Source organism: Streptomyces sp. NPDC089799, assembly GCF_040684755.1.
GTDB lineage: Bacteria > Actinomycetota > Actinomycetes > Streptomycetales > Streptomycetaceae > Streptomyces.
In genome coordinates, this window is the sequence record NZ_JBFBGR010000008.1 from 188,292 (window position 1) to 202,698 (window position 14,407).

General features: G+C 71.2%; 16 protein-coding genes. 4 read left to right on the forward strand and 12 right to left on the reverse strand.

Going from position 1 to position 14,407, the window contains the following annotated elements; translation table 11 throughout:
• Positions 1 to 76: 76 nt before the first annotated feature.
• On the reverse strand, positions 77 to 1,549 hold the full coding sequence (locus AB0O36_RS11230) for a M1 family metallopeptidase (RefSeq protein ID WP_365107321.1): 1,473 nt from the start codon (positions 1,547 to 1,549) through the stop codon (positions 77 to 79).
• 143 nt (positions 1,550 to 1,692) lie between these two features.
• Entirely contained in the window at positions 1,693 to 2,445 is a 753-nt protein-coding gene (locus AB0O36_RS11235; protein WP_365107324.1) for an MBL fold metallo-hydrolase, read from the reverse strand.
• Positions 2,446 to 2,682: 237 nt separating this feature from the next.
• On the opposite strand from AB0O36_RS11235, the gene AB0O36_RS11240 reads away from it, so the two are divergent.
• Entirely contained in the window at positions 2,683 to 3,096 is a 414-nt protein-coding gene (locus tag AB0O36_RS11240) for a hypothetical protein (RefSeq protein WP_365107327.1), read from the forward strand.
• Entirely contained in the window at positions 3,093 to 3,449 is a 357-nt protein-coding gene (locus AB0O36_RS11245) for a DUF488 family protein (protein WP_365107330.1), read from the forward strand. Before AB0O36_RS11240 ends, AB0O36_RS11245 begins: the two co-directional genes overlap by 4 nt.
• Positions 3,450 to 3,515: 66 nt before the next feature.
• Here AB0O36_RS11245 and AB0O36_RS11250 read toward each other — a convergent pair whose 3' ends face one another.
• From AB0O36_RS11250 to clpS, 8 genes are all read right to left on the reverse strand, one after another.
• Positions 3,516 to 3,962, reverse strand: coding sequence for a hypothetical protein (locus tag AB0O36_RS11250; protein ID WP_365107332.1), 447 nt, complete (start codon positions 3,960 to 3,962; stop codon positions 3,516 to 3,518).
• Between the two features lie 250 nt (positions 3,963 to 4,212).
• Complete coding sequence (locus AB0O36_RS11255) at positions 4,213 to 5,163, reverse strand: cysteine synthase (protein WP_365107335.1); 951 nt, start codon at positions 5,161 to 5,163, stop codon at positions 4,213 to 4,215.
• On the reverse strand, positions 5,163 to 5,441 hold the full coding sequence (locus tag AB0O36_RS11260) for a MoaD/ThiS family protein (protein ID WP_365107338.1): 279 nt from the start codon (positions 5,439 to 5,441) through the stop codon (positions 5,163 to 5,165). Before AB0O36_RS11260 ends, AB0O36_RS11255 begins: the two co-directional genes overlap by 1 nt.
• Positions 5,442 to 5,532: 91 nt before the next feature.
• On the reverse strand, positions 5,533 to 5,643 hold the full coding sequence (locus AB0O36_RS11265; RefSeq protein WP_365107341.1) for a putative leader peptide: 111 nt from the start codon (positions 5,641 to 5,643) through the stop codon (positions 5,533 to 5,535).
• 88 nt (positions 5,644 to 5,731) lie between these two features.
• Positions 5,732 to 6,154, reverse strand: a complete 423-nt coding sequence (locus AB0O36_RS11270; RefSeq protein ID WP_365107343.1) for a M67 family metallopeptidase — start codon at positions 6,152 to 6,154, stop codon at positions 5,732 to 5,734.
• 146 nt (positions 6,155 to 6,300) lie between these two features.
• Entirely contained in the window at positions 6,301 to 7,734 is a 1,434-nt protein-coding gene (locus tag AB0O36_RS11275) for an amino acid permease (RefSeq protein WP_365107346.1), read from the reverse strand.
• 330 nt (positions 7,735 to 8,064) lie between these two features.
• On the reverse strand, positions 8,065 to 8,676 hold the full coding sequence (locus AB0O36_RS11280) for a DUF2017 domain-containing protein (protein WP_365107349.1): 612 nt from the start codon (positions 8,674 to 8,676) through the stop codon (positions 8,065 to 8,067).
• Positions 8,676 to 8,990, reverse strand: coding sequence for an ATP-dependent Clp protease adapter ClpS (clpS, locus tag AB0O36_RS11285; RefSeq protein WP_365107351.1), 315 nt, complete (start codon positions 8,988 to 8,990; stop codon positions 8,676 to 8,678). The genes AB0O36_RS11280 and clpS overlap by 1 nt, the downstream gene beginning before the upstream one ends.
• A 106-nt stretch (positions 8,991 to 9,096) precedes the next feature.
• Between clpS and AB0O36_RS11290 the strand changes: the two genes are divergently transcribed.
• Positions 9,097 to 10,425, forward strand: a complete 1,329-nt coding sequence (locus tag AB0O36_RS11290) for a nicotinate phosphoribosyltransferase (RefSeq protein WP_365107354.1) — start codon at positions 9,097 to 9,099, stop codon at positions 10,423 to 10,425.
• 354 nt (positions 10,426 to 10,779) lie between these two features.
• Positions 10,780 to 11,382 (forward strand): isochorismatase family protein, encoded by a 603-nt coding sequence (locus AB0O36_RS11295; RefSeq protein WP_365107357.1) that lies wholly within the window; start codon positions 10,780 to 10,782, stop codon positions 11,380 to 11,382.
• A gap of 72 nt (positions 11,383 to 11,454) precedes the next feature.
• Here AB0O36_RS11295 and AB0O36_RS11300 read toward each other — a convergent pair whose 3' ends face one another.
• Entirely contained in the window at positions 11,455 to 11,790 is a 336-nt protein-coding gene (locus AB0O36_RS11300; protein ID WP_365107360.1) for a hypothetical protein, read from the reverse strand.
• Between the two features lie 160 nt (positions 11,791 to 11,950).
• Positions 11,951 to 14,380, reverse strand: coding sequence for an immune inhibitor A domain-containing protein (locus tag AB0O36_RS11305; RefSeq protein ID WP_365107363.1), 2,430 nt, complete (start codon positions 14,378 to 14,380; stop codon positions 11,951 to 11,953).
• Positions 14,381 to 14,407: the final 27 nt, after the last annotated feature.

Here is a 14,407-nt window from a genome sequence, read left to right on the forward strand (position 1 = left end):
GGGCTCCGCCGTTCCCGCAGGACCGCCGCCGTCAGGCCGCCGCCGTCAGGCCGCTGCTGTCACCAGGGCGTTCCCGTCACGAGGCCGCTCCCGTGCGGACGCGGTGCTCGCGCCAGAAGGAGGTGAGGTCGGTGGTCGTCGCCGCCTGGGCCGCACGCTGGAAGTCGGCGGTCGTGGAGACCCCGTACCAGTGGTCCCGCGCGTACTTCTTCAGCATCGCGGCCATGGCCTGGGGGCCCAGCACCTTCTCCAGATCGTGCAGCACGCAGCCGCCGTTGTAGTAGACGAAACGGCTCCAGCCGGGGCCGTAGGCGGCCCAGTAGCCCATCGAGTTGGTGACCGCCTGGGTGTCGTCGTCCCAGCTGGCGTACTCCGCGCACGATTCGCCGTTGTCGCCCATGAGCAGATCGCCGGAGTACACGGCGAACGCCTCGTCCAGCCACGGCGACGCGTACTCGTCGTTGCCGACGATGCCGTACCACCACTGGTGGGCCAGCTCGTGGATGATTCCGCTGCCGGACTCGGTGGCCCAGACCAGGACCAGGCCGGGGAACTCCATGCTGCCGATGGGCGCGAACCGGTCGCTCAGGATCGCGTCGACCTCGCCGTAGGGGTAGCGGCCGAACCGCTTCCCGAGGTCGTCGATGGCGCGGAGCGCGTCCGCGCGGGCGGTCTCCACCCAGGCGGCCGGGGTGCCGTCGGTCCAGTACGTGCGCACGGTGACGCCGCCCGGCGACGTGGCCGTGCCGCTGCGGAACGGGCCGGCCGCCCACGCGAAGTCCCGCACCTGCCGGGCGGTGCTGGTGGTGACGGTGCGGCCGGGGGTGCCCGGCCGGGTGGTGGTGGTGCCGGTCGCCGGGACCTTCAGCGCGGTCGGGTGGTCGAGGGTCACCCGGAAGTCGGAGGCCAGCGCGTAGTAGCTCTCGCCCCGGTCGACGTGGGGGTCCAGGTGCCAGCCCTGCGCGTCCCGGACGGCCAGCACCGGCAGGGCGTTGCCGAGGTAGCGGTGGGCGCCTTCGCGTCCGAAGCGGTGCAGCCGGTCGGGGACGGTGATCGAGACGTCGAAGCCGACGGTGGCCCGGCCGCCGGGCGGCAGCGGGGCGGGCAGTGCGATCCGTACCGCGGTGCACCCGACCGACGGGGCGTCCGGGGTGCCTCCGGTCACCCGGCCGATCCGGACCGGGGAGGGATTCTGCGGGGTGCCGCAGCCGTCGGTGCCGTTGCCCCAGAGGCGGACGTAGACCTCGCGCAGCGGCTCGGCGGAACGGTTGCCGAAGGTGACGGTCTCGCGGCCGGTCCACCGGGTGCCGGTGTCGTCGGCGCGCAGGTCGGCGCGGTACGAGGGCCGGGAGGGGGCGGCGTGCTCGGCGCGCCCGCTGCCGTACCCGCCGTCCTGCCCGCTCCCGGGCCCGCCGCCCTGGACGCTGGCGGGGCCGCTGCCCTGTCCGGTGCCGTTCCCGGGGTCTGCGGCGGCTGGGGAAGCGAGCGCGCCCGCCCCCAGGAGTGCCGCCAGTAACGCGCCCGCGATGCTGTGCCCGATCCGTCTCATGGTCCGCCCCCGTGGTCGTGGCCGCAGTCGCGGCCTTTGGCATGTACGCCGCCGACGCTACGGGACCGGGCACCGGCGTGCACGTGCCGCACGCCACTCCAACGCGGTGTGTACGGCCCCGACTTCGGGGAGGGTCGCCCGGCTCAGACCTCGTAGACCGCGCCCGCGAAGGCGAGCTCGCTCGGGCCGTCGTAGACCGCACGCGCGTCGGCGAGGTTCTGCTGGGCGTCGGTCCACGGGGGGACGTGCGTCAGCACCAGCCGTCCGGCGCCGGCCCGCCGGGCGTACTCGCCGGCTTCCCGGCCGTTGAGGTGCAGGTCCGGGATGTCCTCCTTGCCGTGCGTGAAGGACGCCTCGCAGAGGAAGAGGTCGGTGCCCTCGGCCAGCAGGCCCAGCTCGGTGCAGACACCGGTGTCGCCGGAGTAGGTCAGGGACCGGCCGCCGTGCTCGACCCGGATGCCGTACGCCTCCACGGGGTGGGCGAGCTTCTCGGTGCGCACCTGGAACGGGCCGATCTCGAACGTCCCGGACTTGAGGGTGCGGAAGTCGAAGACCTCGCTCATCGACCGCTCGTCGGGTACGTCGTCGTAGGCGGTGGCCAGCCGCCGCTCGGTGCCTTCCGGCCCGAAGACGGGGATGGGGCCGCAGCGGCCGCCTTCGTGGCGGTAGTAGCGGGCGACGAAGTACGCGCACATGTCGATGCAGTGGTCGGCGTGCAGGTGGCTCAGGAAGATCGCGTCGAGGTCGTACAGACCGATGTGGCGCTGCAGCTCGCCGAGGGCGCCGTTGCCCATGTCGAGGAGCAGCCGGAAGCCGTCGGCCTCGACGAGGTAGCTCGAACAGGCCGATTCCGCGGACGGGAACGACCCCGAGCAGCCGACGACGGTGAGCTTCATGGAGCAGGAACCTCCGTGGGGATCGGCGGAGCCGTGCGTGGGTCGAGCGTAAGGCGCGGAACGTCCGGTCGCTCCTCCGCGGCGGGCCGTTGTGGGGGAACTCACCTGTGGTGTCACCCGGGTGAGCGACCGGCGGGGTCCGGGTTGCCGTGCCGCCGGTATGCGGAATGCCGCCGGGCCGGCGTCGGGGGTGTGCCGTGCCGGGCGGCCGGGGTGCGGGTCCATTACGGTCGGTATATGGACACGTCGTGGTGGCCGGCGGCCGCCGCGGTGGTGGCCGTCGTGCTCGTGGTGCTGGTCGCGGGCCGCCGCCCCGCTCCCCCGCCGCCCGCCCGGGCCCGGCACGGCACCGGTCCGGAGCCGAGACCCCGGCCCGGTGAGATCTGGCGGCTGGACGACGGCCTCACCTGCCTGGTGCTGTCGGTACGGGCGCACCGGGTGCGGATCGCACGGATCACCACGAAGTACCACGACGAGCGTCCGGGCGTGCTGCCGTTGCCGCCGGGCGGGGTGGGCGATGTGCACGGCCGGGCGGGCTTCCTGGAGGCGGACCGGCCGGTGGAGGTGTCGGTGTGGGACTGCCGGACGCGGGTCGGGGAGCTGGATCCGGCCCTGTGGGACGAGGTGAAGGGGCTGGGAGGCGGGCGATGATCCGGTTGAAGCGGGTGTACGAGGCTCCGGATCCGGTGGAGGACGGGGTGCGGGTGCTGGTGGACCGGCTGTGGCCGCGGGGGCTGGCGAAGGCGGACGCGGGGGTGGACGAGTGGCCCAAGGCGGTGACTCCGTCGGCGGAGCTGCGGAAGCGGTACCACTCGGGGGAGCTGGGGTTCGCGGAGTTCCGCGAGAGGTACGAGGCGGAGCTGGGCGGGGCGGAGGCGGGGGTGGAGGTGGCTCGGCTGCGGGCGATGGCTCTGGCGGGGACGGTGACGTTGCTGACGGCGGTGAAGGAGCCGGGGGCGAGTCATGCGGCCGTGCTCGCGGAGTATCTGGCTGCGGCGTCGTAGGGGGCGGGGGTTGCATGCGGGAGCGCCCGCCCCCGGTGGGGCGGGCGCTCCGGGGGATCCGGGGCGTCAGTCGAAGACGCTGCCGCTGCGGTCGACGCAGAGGGCCCAGATCACGAAGACGCAGATGGCGATCGCGACGATGGACCAGAAGGGCTGGTAGGGCAGCCACAGGAAGTGGAAGATGGCGGCGATGGCGGTCAGTGCGATGCCGACGGCCCGGCCCCAGGTCGTGCCCTTGAGGATCGCGAGGCCGGTGACCAGGAGCAGGATGCCGATCACGATGTGGATCCAGCCCCAGCCGGTCAGGTCGAACTTGAAGGTGTAGCCGCGGACCCGGAAGATGACGTCGTCGTTGGCCAGTGCGGCGATGCCTTCCAGGATCCCGAACACGCCGATGACCATCATCATGACGGCGGCGAACATGGCACCGCCCGCCGCCCAGGGTGACGACTCCCCGGTCGGGGAAGGGCGGCGGGGAGATCCCGGAGCCGCGGGGTTGGGGGTGGTCGTCATCGCGCCACCATCCTCTCTGTGCGGTCGGTCGAGCACGTTCAGCGTCGACCGGGACCGCCGTCCCGGCGACTCCCGCGGGCCGTTCGGGTGACCCGGGTGGTGTCGGGAGTGGTGGCGCGACGGTGTCGGGAGTGGTGGCGCGAGGGGTGCCGGGTGGGCCGTCGGCGCGGCGCCCCGGCAGCCGAACGGCCCGCGTCCGCCGGGGGTGCCGGGGGCGCGGGCCGTGAGGTGGAGAGGGGCGGCGGGGCGGCTACGCCCAGAGCTGGCCCTGGAGGACCTCGATGGCCTCTTCCGTGGTGGCCGCCGTGTAGACGCCCGTCGAGAGGTACTTCCAGCCGCCGTCGGCGACGACGAACACGATGTCGGCGGACTCGCCCGCCTTGACCGCCTTCTTCCCGACGCCGATGGCCGCGTGCAGCGCCGCTCCGGTGGAGACGCCCGCGAAGATGCCCTCCTGCTGGAGCAGCTCGCGGGTGCGGGTCACCGCGTCGGCGGAGCCGACGGAGAAGCGGGTGGTCAGCACGGAGGCGTCGTAGAGCTCCGGGACGAAGCCCTCGTCGAGGTTGCGCAGGCCGTACACCAGGTCGTCGTACCGCGGTTCGGCGGCGACGATCTTCACGTCCGGCTTGTGCTCGCGCAGGTAGCGGCCCACGCCCATCAGCGTGCCGGTGGTGCCCAGGCCCGCCACGAAGTGGGTGATCGAGGGCAGGTCGGCGAGGATCTCCGGGCCGGTGCCGGCGTAGTGGGCGCCGGCGTTGTCCGGGTTTCCGTACTGGTAGAGCATCACCCAGGACGGGTTCTGCGCGGCCAGTTCCTTCGCCACGCGGACCGCGGTGTTGGAACCGCCCGCGGCCGGCGAGGAGATGATCTCGGCTCCCCACATGGCGAGCAGGTCACGCCGCTCCTGCGACGTGTTCTCCGGCATGACGCACACGATCCGGTAGCCCTTGAGCTTCGCCGCCATGGCCAGCGAGATGCCCGTGTTGCCCGAGGTGGGCTCCAGGATCGTGCACCCGGGGGTGAGCCTGCCGTCCTTCTCCGCCTGCTCGACCATGTGCAGGGCCGGACGGTCCTTGATCGAGCCGGTCGGGTTGCGGTCCTCCAGCTTCGCCCAGATGCGGACGTCCTCGGAGGGCGAGAGGCGGGGCAGGCGGACCAGCGGGGTGTTGCCGACCGCCGCCAGCGGGGAGTCGTAGCGCATTACTTCGAGCCGCCGGCCACGGCCGGGAGGATCGTGACGTTGTCCCCGTCGGAGAGCTTGGTGGTGATGCCTTCGAGGAAGCGGACGTCCTCGTCGTTGAGGTAGACGTTGACGAAGCGGCGCAGCTGGCCGTTGTCGACGATGCGCTCCTGGATGCCCTGGTGGCGGGTCTCCAGGTCGGCGAAGAGCTCGGCGAGGGTGGCGCCCTCGCCGGTCACGGCCTTCTGGCCGCCGGTGTAGGTGCGGAGGATGGTCGGGATGCTGACCTCGATGGCCATGACTGGCTCCAGAATCGTCACGTAGGGGCGGGCGCGCGCGGCTCTTCGCCCCCGCGCGGGTGGGGCGTGTGGTGCTGGGTGGTGCGGCGGTTCAGGCAGCGGAACAGATCGCGCTGGCGAGGCGGCACAGGTCGACGTGCAGCCGCGCCACGAGCAGCAGCTGCCTGCCGGGCGTCTCGATGCTCACGTCGTGGGAAACCATGCGGGCATCGTAACGATTCCCCGTCACCCGAAAGGAGTGTCGTCTCGGATCTCGGACCTAAAACGTTCACATGTCGGGCAGAGTGGGGTCAGTACGCCGCCACGACCTGCACTTCTTCCTCGGTGATGACCCCGTCCACGATCCGGTACGAGCGGAACTGGAAGTCGCCGAGGCCGTCGGTGTCGGCGGTCGAGACGAGGACGTAGTGGGCGCCGGGCTCGTTGGCGTAGGTGACGTCGGTGCGCGAGGGGTAGGCCTCGGTCGCGGTGTGCGAGTGGTAGACGATCACGGGTTCCTCGTCCCGCTGGTCCATCTCGCGGTAGAGCTTCAGCAGGTCCTTGGAGTCGAACTCGTAGAACGTGGGCGACCGGGCGGCGTTGAGCATGGGGATGAAGCGCTCGGGGCGGCCGGTGCCGACGGGGCCGGCCACGACGCCGCAGGCCTCGTCGGGGTGGTCCTTGCGGGCGTGTTCGACGATCCGGTCGTGCAGGTCCTGGGTGATGGTCAGCATGAGCGACAGGATAAGCAGACGGGCCCTCCCGTACCGAGGAACGGAACGGGAGGGCCCGGATGCTGGACAGGGGCCGGTGACGGCGGGTGCCGTGGCCGGTGCGGCCCGGGTTGCGGCCCGGGTCGCGGCCCGGGTCGCAGCCCGGGTTACGAACGCTTGGCGAAGGCCGCGTTCTGCGGGTTGCGGCTCTTGAGCACCAGGTAGGTGACGCCCAGGAGGGCACCCCACAGCGGGGCGCAGTAGAGCGAGATGCGGGCGTCCTTGTCGGCCCCCATCATCACGATGACCATGGCGATGAAGGCGAGCGCGAACCAGCTGGTCCACGGGGACCCGGGGGCCTTGAACGGGGAGGCGGGCAGTTCGCCGCGGTCCGCCTTGGCCCGGTAGCGGATCTGGCAGACGAGGATCATGACCCAGGCCCACATGCCGGAGATGGTGGCGAAGGAGACGACGTAGTCGAAGGCCTTGCCGGGGGCCACGTAGTTGATCCAGACGCCGGCGAGCATCAGCGAGGCCGAGAAGGTGGTGCCGGCCAGCGGGGTGCCGTTCCTGGTGAGCCGGGTGAAGAACTTCGGGCCCTGGCCGTTGAGCGCGAGGTCGCGCAGCATGCGGCCGGTGGAGTACATGCCCGAGTTGCAGGAGGAGAGGGCGGCCGTCAGGACGACGAAGTTGACGATGGCGGCGCCGACGCCCAGGCCCATCCGCTCGAAGGCGGCCACGAAGGGCGAGACGCCCGGCTGGAAGTGCGACCAGGGCACGACCGAGAGGATCATGATCAGGGCGCCGACGTAGAAGACGGCGATCCGCCACGGCACGGTGTTGATGGCCTTGGGGAGCGTCTTCTCGGGGTCCTTGGACTCGCCCGCGGTGACGCCGACCAGCTCGACGGCGAGGAAGGCGAAGACGACGATCTGCAGGGTCATCAGGGTGCCGCCGATGCCCTTGGGGAAGAACCCGCCGTCGTTCCACAGGTTGGCGACTGAGGCGGTCTCGGCGGCGTCGGAGAAGCCGACGGTGAGGATGCCGGCGCAGATCAGGATCATGCCGACGATGGCGGTGACCTTGACCATGGAGAACCAGAACTCCAGCTCGCCGAAGAGCTTCACGGAGATGAGGTTCGCCGCGTAGAGGACGACGGTGAAGATCAGCGCGTATGCCCACTGCGGGAAGCTGTCGCCGGTCCAGTACGCCATGTACTTGGCGGCGGCGGTCACCTCGGTGATGCCGGTGACCACCCAGAACAGCCAGTACGTCCAGCCGGTGGCATAGCCCCAGAAGGGGCCGAGGAACTCGCGGGCGTAGTCCGAGAAGGAGCCCGCGACGGGGCGGTACATGAGCAGTTCGCCCAGGGCCCGCATGATGAAGAAGATGACCAGGCCCGCGATGGCGTAGGCCAGGATCAGGCTGGGGCCGGCCTTGGAGATGGCCTTGCCCGCGCCCAGGAAGAGCCCGGTGCCGATGGCTCCGCCGATCGCGATCATCTGGATCTGGCGGGCTCCGAGCGTGCGGTGGTAGCCCTCGCCCCCCGCTGCTTCGCCGCCGTCGGGGCGGTCGTTGGTCTCGACCTGCACAGAGGTCATGTTTGGTGCGCCTTTCTCCACGCCGACCCGCGCCGGTTGCGGCGGCTGCGAGTCGGGTCCTCGTCCCCCCGGATACGGATGGAGTTGCACACCGGCGGTCTGCCGGCTCAAGCGCCGCCGCCGGGGCATGGGTGGCGTCCCGGCGGCGGTCGAGAAGATTTATCACGGGTTTATGGGTCATGTGCGACATGGATTGTGACCCGGGACACAGGGAGAGCGGGGCAAAGGCGCGGAAATGGATCAGATCACCGCATGGCGGTGATCTGATCGTTATCCGGATTTGAGCGTCCGCTGAGCGAACGGATTGGTGAACGGCCGTCAGGCGGGGCGTCAGGCGAGGGTTTCGATGAGGGTCTCCTGGAGTCCGCCGAGCCACAGATAGGCCATCACCAGGGGCTTGCGCGGGTCCTCGTCGGGCAGCCGGAACAGCTGCTCGCTCTGCTCGTCCTCGGTGATCTCCAGCCGGGCGCCGATGGTCAGCCGCAGGTCGTTGAGGGAGCCCAGCCAGCGCAGCGGCAGTTCCCCGGTGAGCTCCAGCACGGCCCCGCCGTCACCCGCGGGGGTGAGCGCGTTCAGGCTCTGTACGACGGCCAGCGCGTCCTCCCGCTTGCGGGTGCGCAGGTCGTTCTCGGTGAACCGGCGGAACTCGGACGACCGCTCCTTCAGCTCGGCCGGGTCCACGCCCTCGTCCTCCGCGGAGGGGCCGCCGTAGGCGTCGGGGAACAGCCGGGCCAGGGCCGGGTCGGACGGGGGCTCGGTCGGGCCCTCCGCGAACAGCGCGGCCAGCGGGTCGGCGTCGGGCTCGTCGCCGCCGGGGCCGGGGCCGATCAGCTCCAGGAGCTGCACGACGAGGGAGCGCAGGATGGAGATCTCGACCTCGTCCAGCGCGACGGCGGCACCGCCGCCCTTGAGCGGCACGAAGGTGCCGGGAGCGCGCCCCATCAGTTGCGGTCCTGGGAGAGGGTCGCCCACAGGCCGTAGCCGTGCATGGCCTGCACGTCGCGCTCCATTTCCTCGCGGGTGCCGCTGGACACGACCGCCCGCCCCTTGTGGTGTACGTCCAGCATCAGTTTGTGCGCCACGTCCTTGGAGTAGCCGAAGTACGCCTGGAACACGTAGGTCACGTAGCTCATGAGGTTGACCGGGTCGTTGTGCACCAGGGTCACCCAGGGGACGTCGGGTTCGGGGACCGCGGCCGTCTCTTCGGCCGATTCGGTGCGTTCGATCTCAATGGGAGCAACACTCACTCGTCCCATGCTGCCACCTCGCGGGCGGCCCCGCTTGGACGGGTCCCCTGACCGTGTCCGGGGGCTCACCATTAGATCTCGTCACTTTGACGAAATGTGCGCTAGCATCCCTGACATGAACCCTGCGGACCTGGGCCTGCCGGTGGACGTGCCGTCGACAGCGCTCTTCACGGATCACTACGAGCTCACGATGCTGAAGGCGGCTCTGGCCAACGGCACGGCGGACCGCCGCTCGGTCTTCGAGGTGTTCACCCGCCGGCTGCCCGAGGGGCGGCGCTACGGCGTGGTGGCGGGCACCGGCCGGGTGCTGGACGCGGTGGAGAACTTCCGCTTCGACTCGGCGGTGCTGGAGTTCCTGCGGGAGCGGGACGTCGTCGACATGCGGACCCTGGACTGGCTGTCCTCGTACCGCTTCTCCGGCGACATCTGGGGCTACCCGGAGGGCGAGGTCTACTTCCCCGGCTCGCCGATCCTGCGGGTGGAGGGCACCTTCGCCGAGTGCGTGCTGCTGGAGACGGTGATCCTCTCGATCCTCAACCACGACTCGGCGATCGCCGCGGCGGCCTCCCGGATGGCCTCGGCGGCCGGTGACCGGCCGCTGCTGGAGATGGGGGCGCGGCGGACCCACGAGCTGGCGGCCGTCGCCGCCTCCCGGGCCGCCTACGTCGGCGGCTTCACCTCCACCTCGGACCTGGCGGCCGGCTTCCGCTACGGGATCCCCACGATCGGCACGTCCGCCCACGCGTTCACCCTGCTGCACGACTCGGAGCGGGACGCCTTCCGCGCCCAGGTGGACTCGCTGGGCCAGGGCACCACCCTGCTGGTGGACACCTACGACGTCGCGGAGGCGGTACGGACGGCCGTGGAGGTCGCCGGGACCGGGCTGGGCGCGGTCCGCATCGACTCCGGCGACCTGCTGCTGGTCGCGCACCGGGTGCGGCACCAGCTGGACGAGCTCGGTGCGACCGGGACGCGGATCGTGGTCACCTCCGACCTGGACGAGTACGCGATCGCCTCGCTGGCGGCGGCTCCGGTGGACGCGTACGGCGTGGGCACCCAGCTGGTGACCGGCAGCGGGCACCCCACCTGCTCGATGGTCTACAAGCTGGTCGCCCGTGCCGGCTCCGACGACCCCAAGGCCCCCCTGGTCCCGGTGGCCAAGAAGTCCACGGGCGGGAAGACCTCGATCGGCGGCCGCAAGTGGGCCGCCCGGCGGCGGGACGCGGAGGGCGTCGCGGAGGCGGAGGTCGTCGGCACCGGCCCGGTGCCGCAGGCGCTGGCCGGGTCGCAGCTGCTGGTCCAGCTGGTCAAGGGCGGCGAGGTGGTCGCCCGCGAGCCGCTGGACGCGGCGCGGGACCGGCACCGGGCGGCGCGGGCGGCACTGCCCCTGTCTGCGACGCAGCTGTCGCGGGGGGAGCCGGTCATCCCGACCGAGTACGTGTGACCCCTCCGGGGGCGGGGCGGGCGGGCGCTGCGGTGGCCGTGCGGCCGAGCCAGGCCCGGGCGACGCCCCGGCCCCCTCTCGGGGGCTCCGCCCCACACCCCGCCGGGGCCGGGGCGGGCGGGCCGCTGCGCGGAGCCGTCCCCTCCCCACCCTTTCCCGAAACCGGGGCTGCGCCCCGGACCCCGTACCGGGCCGGGCGTCGGCCCGGATCCCTGGGTCTGGGGCAGGGCCCCAGTTACGGGAAGGGGCGGGGTGGGGAAGAAGCCCCGCAGGGGACACCAACGAGCACAGGGCACATCGCAACACTGCGCAACACTCAGTGCTTTTGCGACACTTCGAGCTAAGGACCGCGTCATGCACCGCGCACTGATCGTCGTCGACGTACAGAACGACTTCTGCGAAGGCGGCAGCCTCGCGGTCGCCGGCGGCGCCGACGTCGCCGCCGCCATCACCGAGCTGATCGCCCAGGCCACGCCGGGCTACCGGCACGTGGTCGCCACCCGTGACCACCACGTCGACCCCGGCGACCACTTCGCCCGCCCGCCGGCCGAGCCGGACTACGAGAACAGCTGGCCGGTGCACTGCGTGGCCGGCACCGAGGGCGTCGGGTTCCACCCGAACTTCGCCCCCGCCGTCGCCTCGGGCGCCGTCGCGGCCGTCTTCGACAAGGGCGCGCACGCCGCGGCGTACAGCGGCTTCGAGGGCGCCGACGAGAACGGCGCCGGCCTGGCGGAGTGGCTGCGCGAGCGCGGCGTCACCGAGGTCGACGTGGTCGGCATCGCCACCGACCACTGCGTCCGGGCCACCGCGCTCGACGCGGTCCGCGAGGGCTTCCGTACACACGTCCTGCTCGACCTGACCGCGGGCGTGGCCCCGCACACCACCGAGCGGGCCCTCGCGGAGCTCCGGGAGGCCGGGGTGGAGCTGACCGGCGCGCCCGTGCTGACGGGCGCGTAGGAGCGGCGCGTAGGAGCGGCGCGTAGGAGCGGCGCGTAGGAGCGGCGCGGCGGCCCCGGGCGCGGCGGGCTGCTAGGCGCCGCGCAGCAGGGCGCCTATCGGGTGCCAGAGCTCGGACGCGCGGTCGGGTACGGTCCGCCACAGCAGGCCGTCGGGGTGGTGGAGCACCGCGGTGACCTCGTCCGGGGTCGGCGGCTGGGTGTTCCCCCGCAGGTAGACGGCCCGCATGCCGAGGTTCCGCAGCCGGGTCAGGGCGCGGGCCCGGTTCGCGGCGTGGACGAGTACGCGGACGGGTCCGTCCGCGGCGTCGGGGCAGCCGCTGCCCGCCGGCCCGGAGTCGGGTCTGGGCAGCGTCAGGGCCACCACGACGCTGCCGGTCGGCAGCTTGACGAAACCTCCACCTGGCATGAACAGCACATCCCCCGTGAGACGGTCCCCGGCCGGGACCGGTCAAGCCCTCGGCCGGTGCGGGCGTCCGTGACGGCACCCGTGTTCGCATCCAACCGCGATCGGCCGCCGCCCGCTAGTGGGCGACGGCCGATCATGGTTTGACCTGCGGTTTTACCGACTACTTGGTCGAGGGACCGACCTCGATCGTCATCTGGAGGCCGTCGTAGGTCTCCTTGGCGATCTTGATCTTGGTGTTGGTGTCCGAGACCTTGACGGAACCGGTCGGGTTCTCGTCGTAGTAGTACTTGCCCTTGTGGTCGTCAAAGACCATGTTGGCGGCCTTCGGCTTCACGAACAGCTCCTGGCCGTTCTTGTGCAGGGTGAAGGCGTCCGTCGAGTACGCGCTGAAGGTGGCGTCGTACGGCTGGATCTTGTTCCGCAGCAGGGTGCCGTCCGCCCACTTCATGGGCTTGGCGTTGGCGTCGACCGGCAGGATCAGGCCCTGGCCCGGGTGGACGCTGGTGTTGTTGTCCTTCTGGGAGGTGTCCCAGAGCCAGACCAGCAGACCGTCCTGGTACGGGTAGTGCTCGACCCAGTCGGGACGGGTCGAGGACCAGCCGAAGTTGTACGGGCCGACCTTGAGGGTGCGGTCGTACGAGACGTAGCGGCGGTTCTCCGCGAGGTAGTACTGCGCGTAGTCCTTGGTGAAGCCGCCGCCGATCCGGGAGAAGCCCTTGCCGGTCCAGCCGTTGTCGCCGTTCTCGGCGCCGTCGGTGAACAGGTTCGCGCCGTCGGCCTTCACCGCGATGGCGTCGGCGGTGAAGCCCTTGCCGCCCGCGCCGCCGTCCGTCTGGTAGCGGAAGCGGAGGTCGACCTTCTTGCCCGCGTAGGCGTCGAGCGGGAAGTTCAGGTCCTGCCAGCCGCCGGAGACGTCGGTCAGCGACGGGGAGCCCGCGGCGTCGACCGGGATGGCCTTGCCGTTGGCGGTGCCGGCGAGGGCGGTCCAGGTGGCGCCGCCGTCGGTGGACACCTCGGTGTAGAGGTAGTCGTAGTCCTTCTCGATGTCCCACCAGCCCTTGAGGGACAGCGCGGCGGACTTCTTGCCGGTCAGGTCGACGGACCGGGTCAGGGTGTTCTTGAGGTCGTCACCCATGCCCGACCACCACTGGTTGGCACCCTCGGCGGGGGCCACCACGTCGGTGCGGACCTGCTTCTTGGGCAGCTCGACGACCAGCGCCTGCTTGTCCTTGGTGTTGTACTCGGACACGCCCAGCTTGTGGGTGGACTTCGTGGCGGCCTTGGCCCGGTCGTAGTTCAGCCAGCCGAGCTGCAGCTTGTCCCAGGCGTTCATGTCGCCCGGCATGTCACCTATGGAGTCCTTGCCCTCGCCGAGCCAGGAGCCGGCCGACATCAGGGACCAGAAGCCCACCGAGTTGTCGCCGCCACCGGTGGTGTCGTAGAGGTCCGGCAGACCCAGGTCGTGGCCGTACTCGTGGGCGAAGACACCGAGGCCGCCGTTCTCGGGCTGCATGGTGTAGTCGCCGACCCAGATGCCGCTGTTGCCGATCTGGGTGCCGCCGGCCTTGTTGTTCTCCGGGCCGGTCTTGCCCGCGTTGGTGCCGTAGGCGTACCAGCGGTGCGCCCACAGCGCGTTGGTGCCCTCGGCGCCGCCGCCGGCCGACTCGTCCTCGCCCGCGTGGACGATCTGGAAGTGGTCGATGTAGCCGTCGGGCTCGTTGAAGTTGCCGTCGCCGTCGTGGTCGTAACGGTCCCACTGGTCGTACTGCGCCAGCTTGGCCTTGATCTCGGCGTCGGTCTTGCCGGCCGCCTTCTGCTTCTCGACCCAGGCGGTCACGCCGTCGCGGACGGTGTCCCAGACGTTGGCGCAGTTGGTCTGGCCGCAGTAGTTGGAACCGTAACGGGCCTCGTTGTACTGGACCTTGACCCAGTCGGCGACCTCACCGTCGACCGAGTAACGGCCCGAGGAGGTCTTCTCGTAGTAGGTCTTCAGCGAGTCCTTGCCCTTGCCCGTACCGAAGTAGAGCTCCTGGAAGTACTGCTGGTTGAAGTCCTTGCGCCAGGCGGTGCTGTTGTCCTTGGCCCGGTCGGGCTGCGGGATCGTGTTGTGCAGCGGACCGGGGGTGCCGCCGTACTTCAGGACCGGGGGCTTGGGGCCGTCCGGGCCGTCCGGGTCGAAGGTGGTCGTGTCGTCGACCTTGTCCCCGAACTCGACCAGGATGGTGAAGATCTTGTCGGTCTTCTCGCGGGCGAGCTCGACGTACTTGGCGTCGTCGAGCTTGACGACCTTCGAGGAGCCCCGCTGCTCGGTCTTCTTCTTGCCCGACAGCACCTGCTCCAGGGCGGCCTTGCGGGCCTGCTCCTGCTGCTTGCTGAACGGACCCTTCAGGTCGTGCTCCACCCGGGTCTTGGCCGGAGCGGTCGGGTCCTGCTGGTCGGAGGCCGGGGCCCCGCTGGCGGGGGACGGCCCCCACCCGGAATCGGCCTGCGCGGCGCTGCCGAGGACGATGCCGGACGCCGCGGTGGCGGCCAGGGTCACGGCGATGGCGGCGGCACGCACGGCACGCCGCCTCGCAGAATTGTTGGTCACTTGATGTGTTCCCCTCCCGCGGCCGCT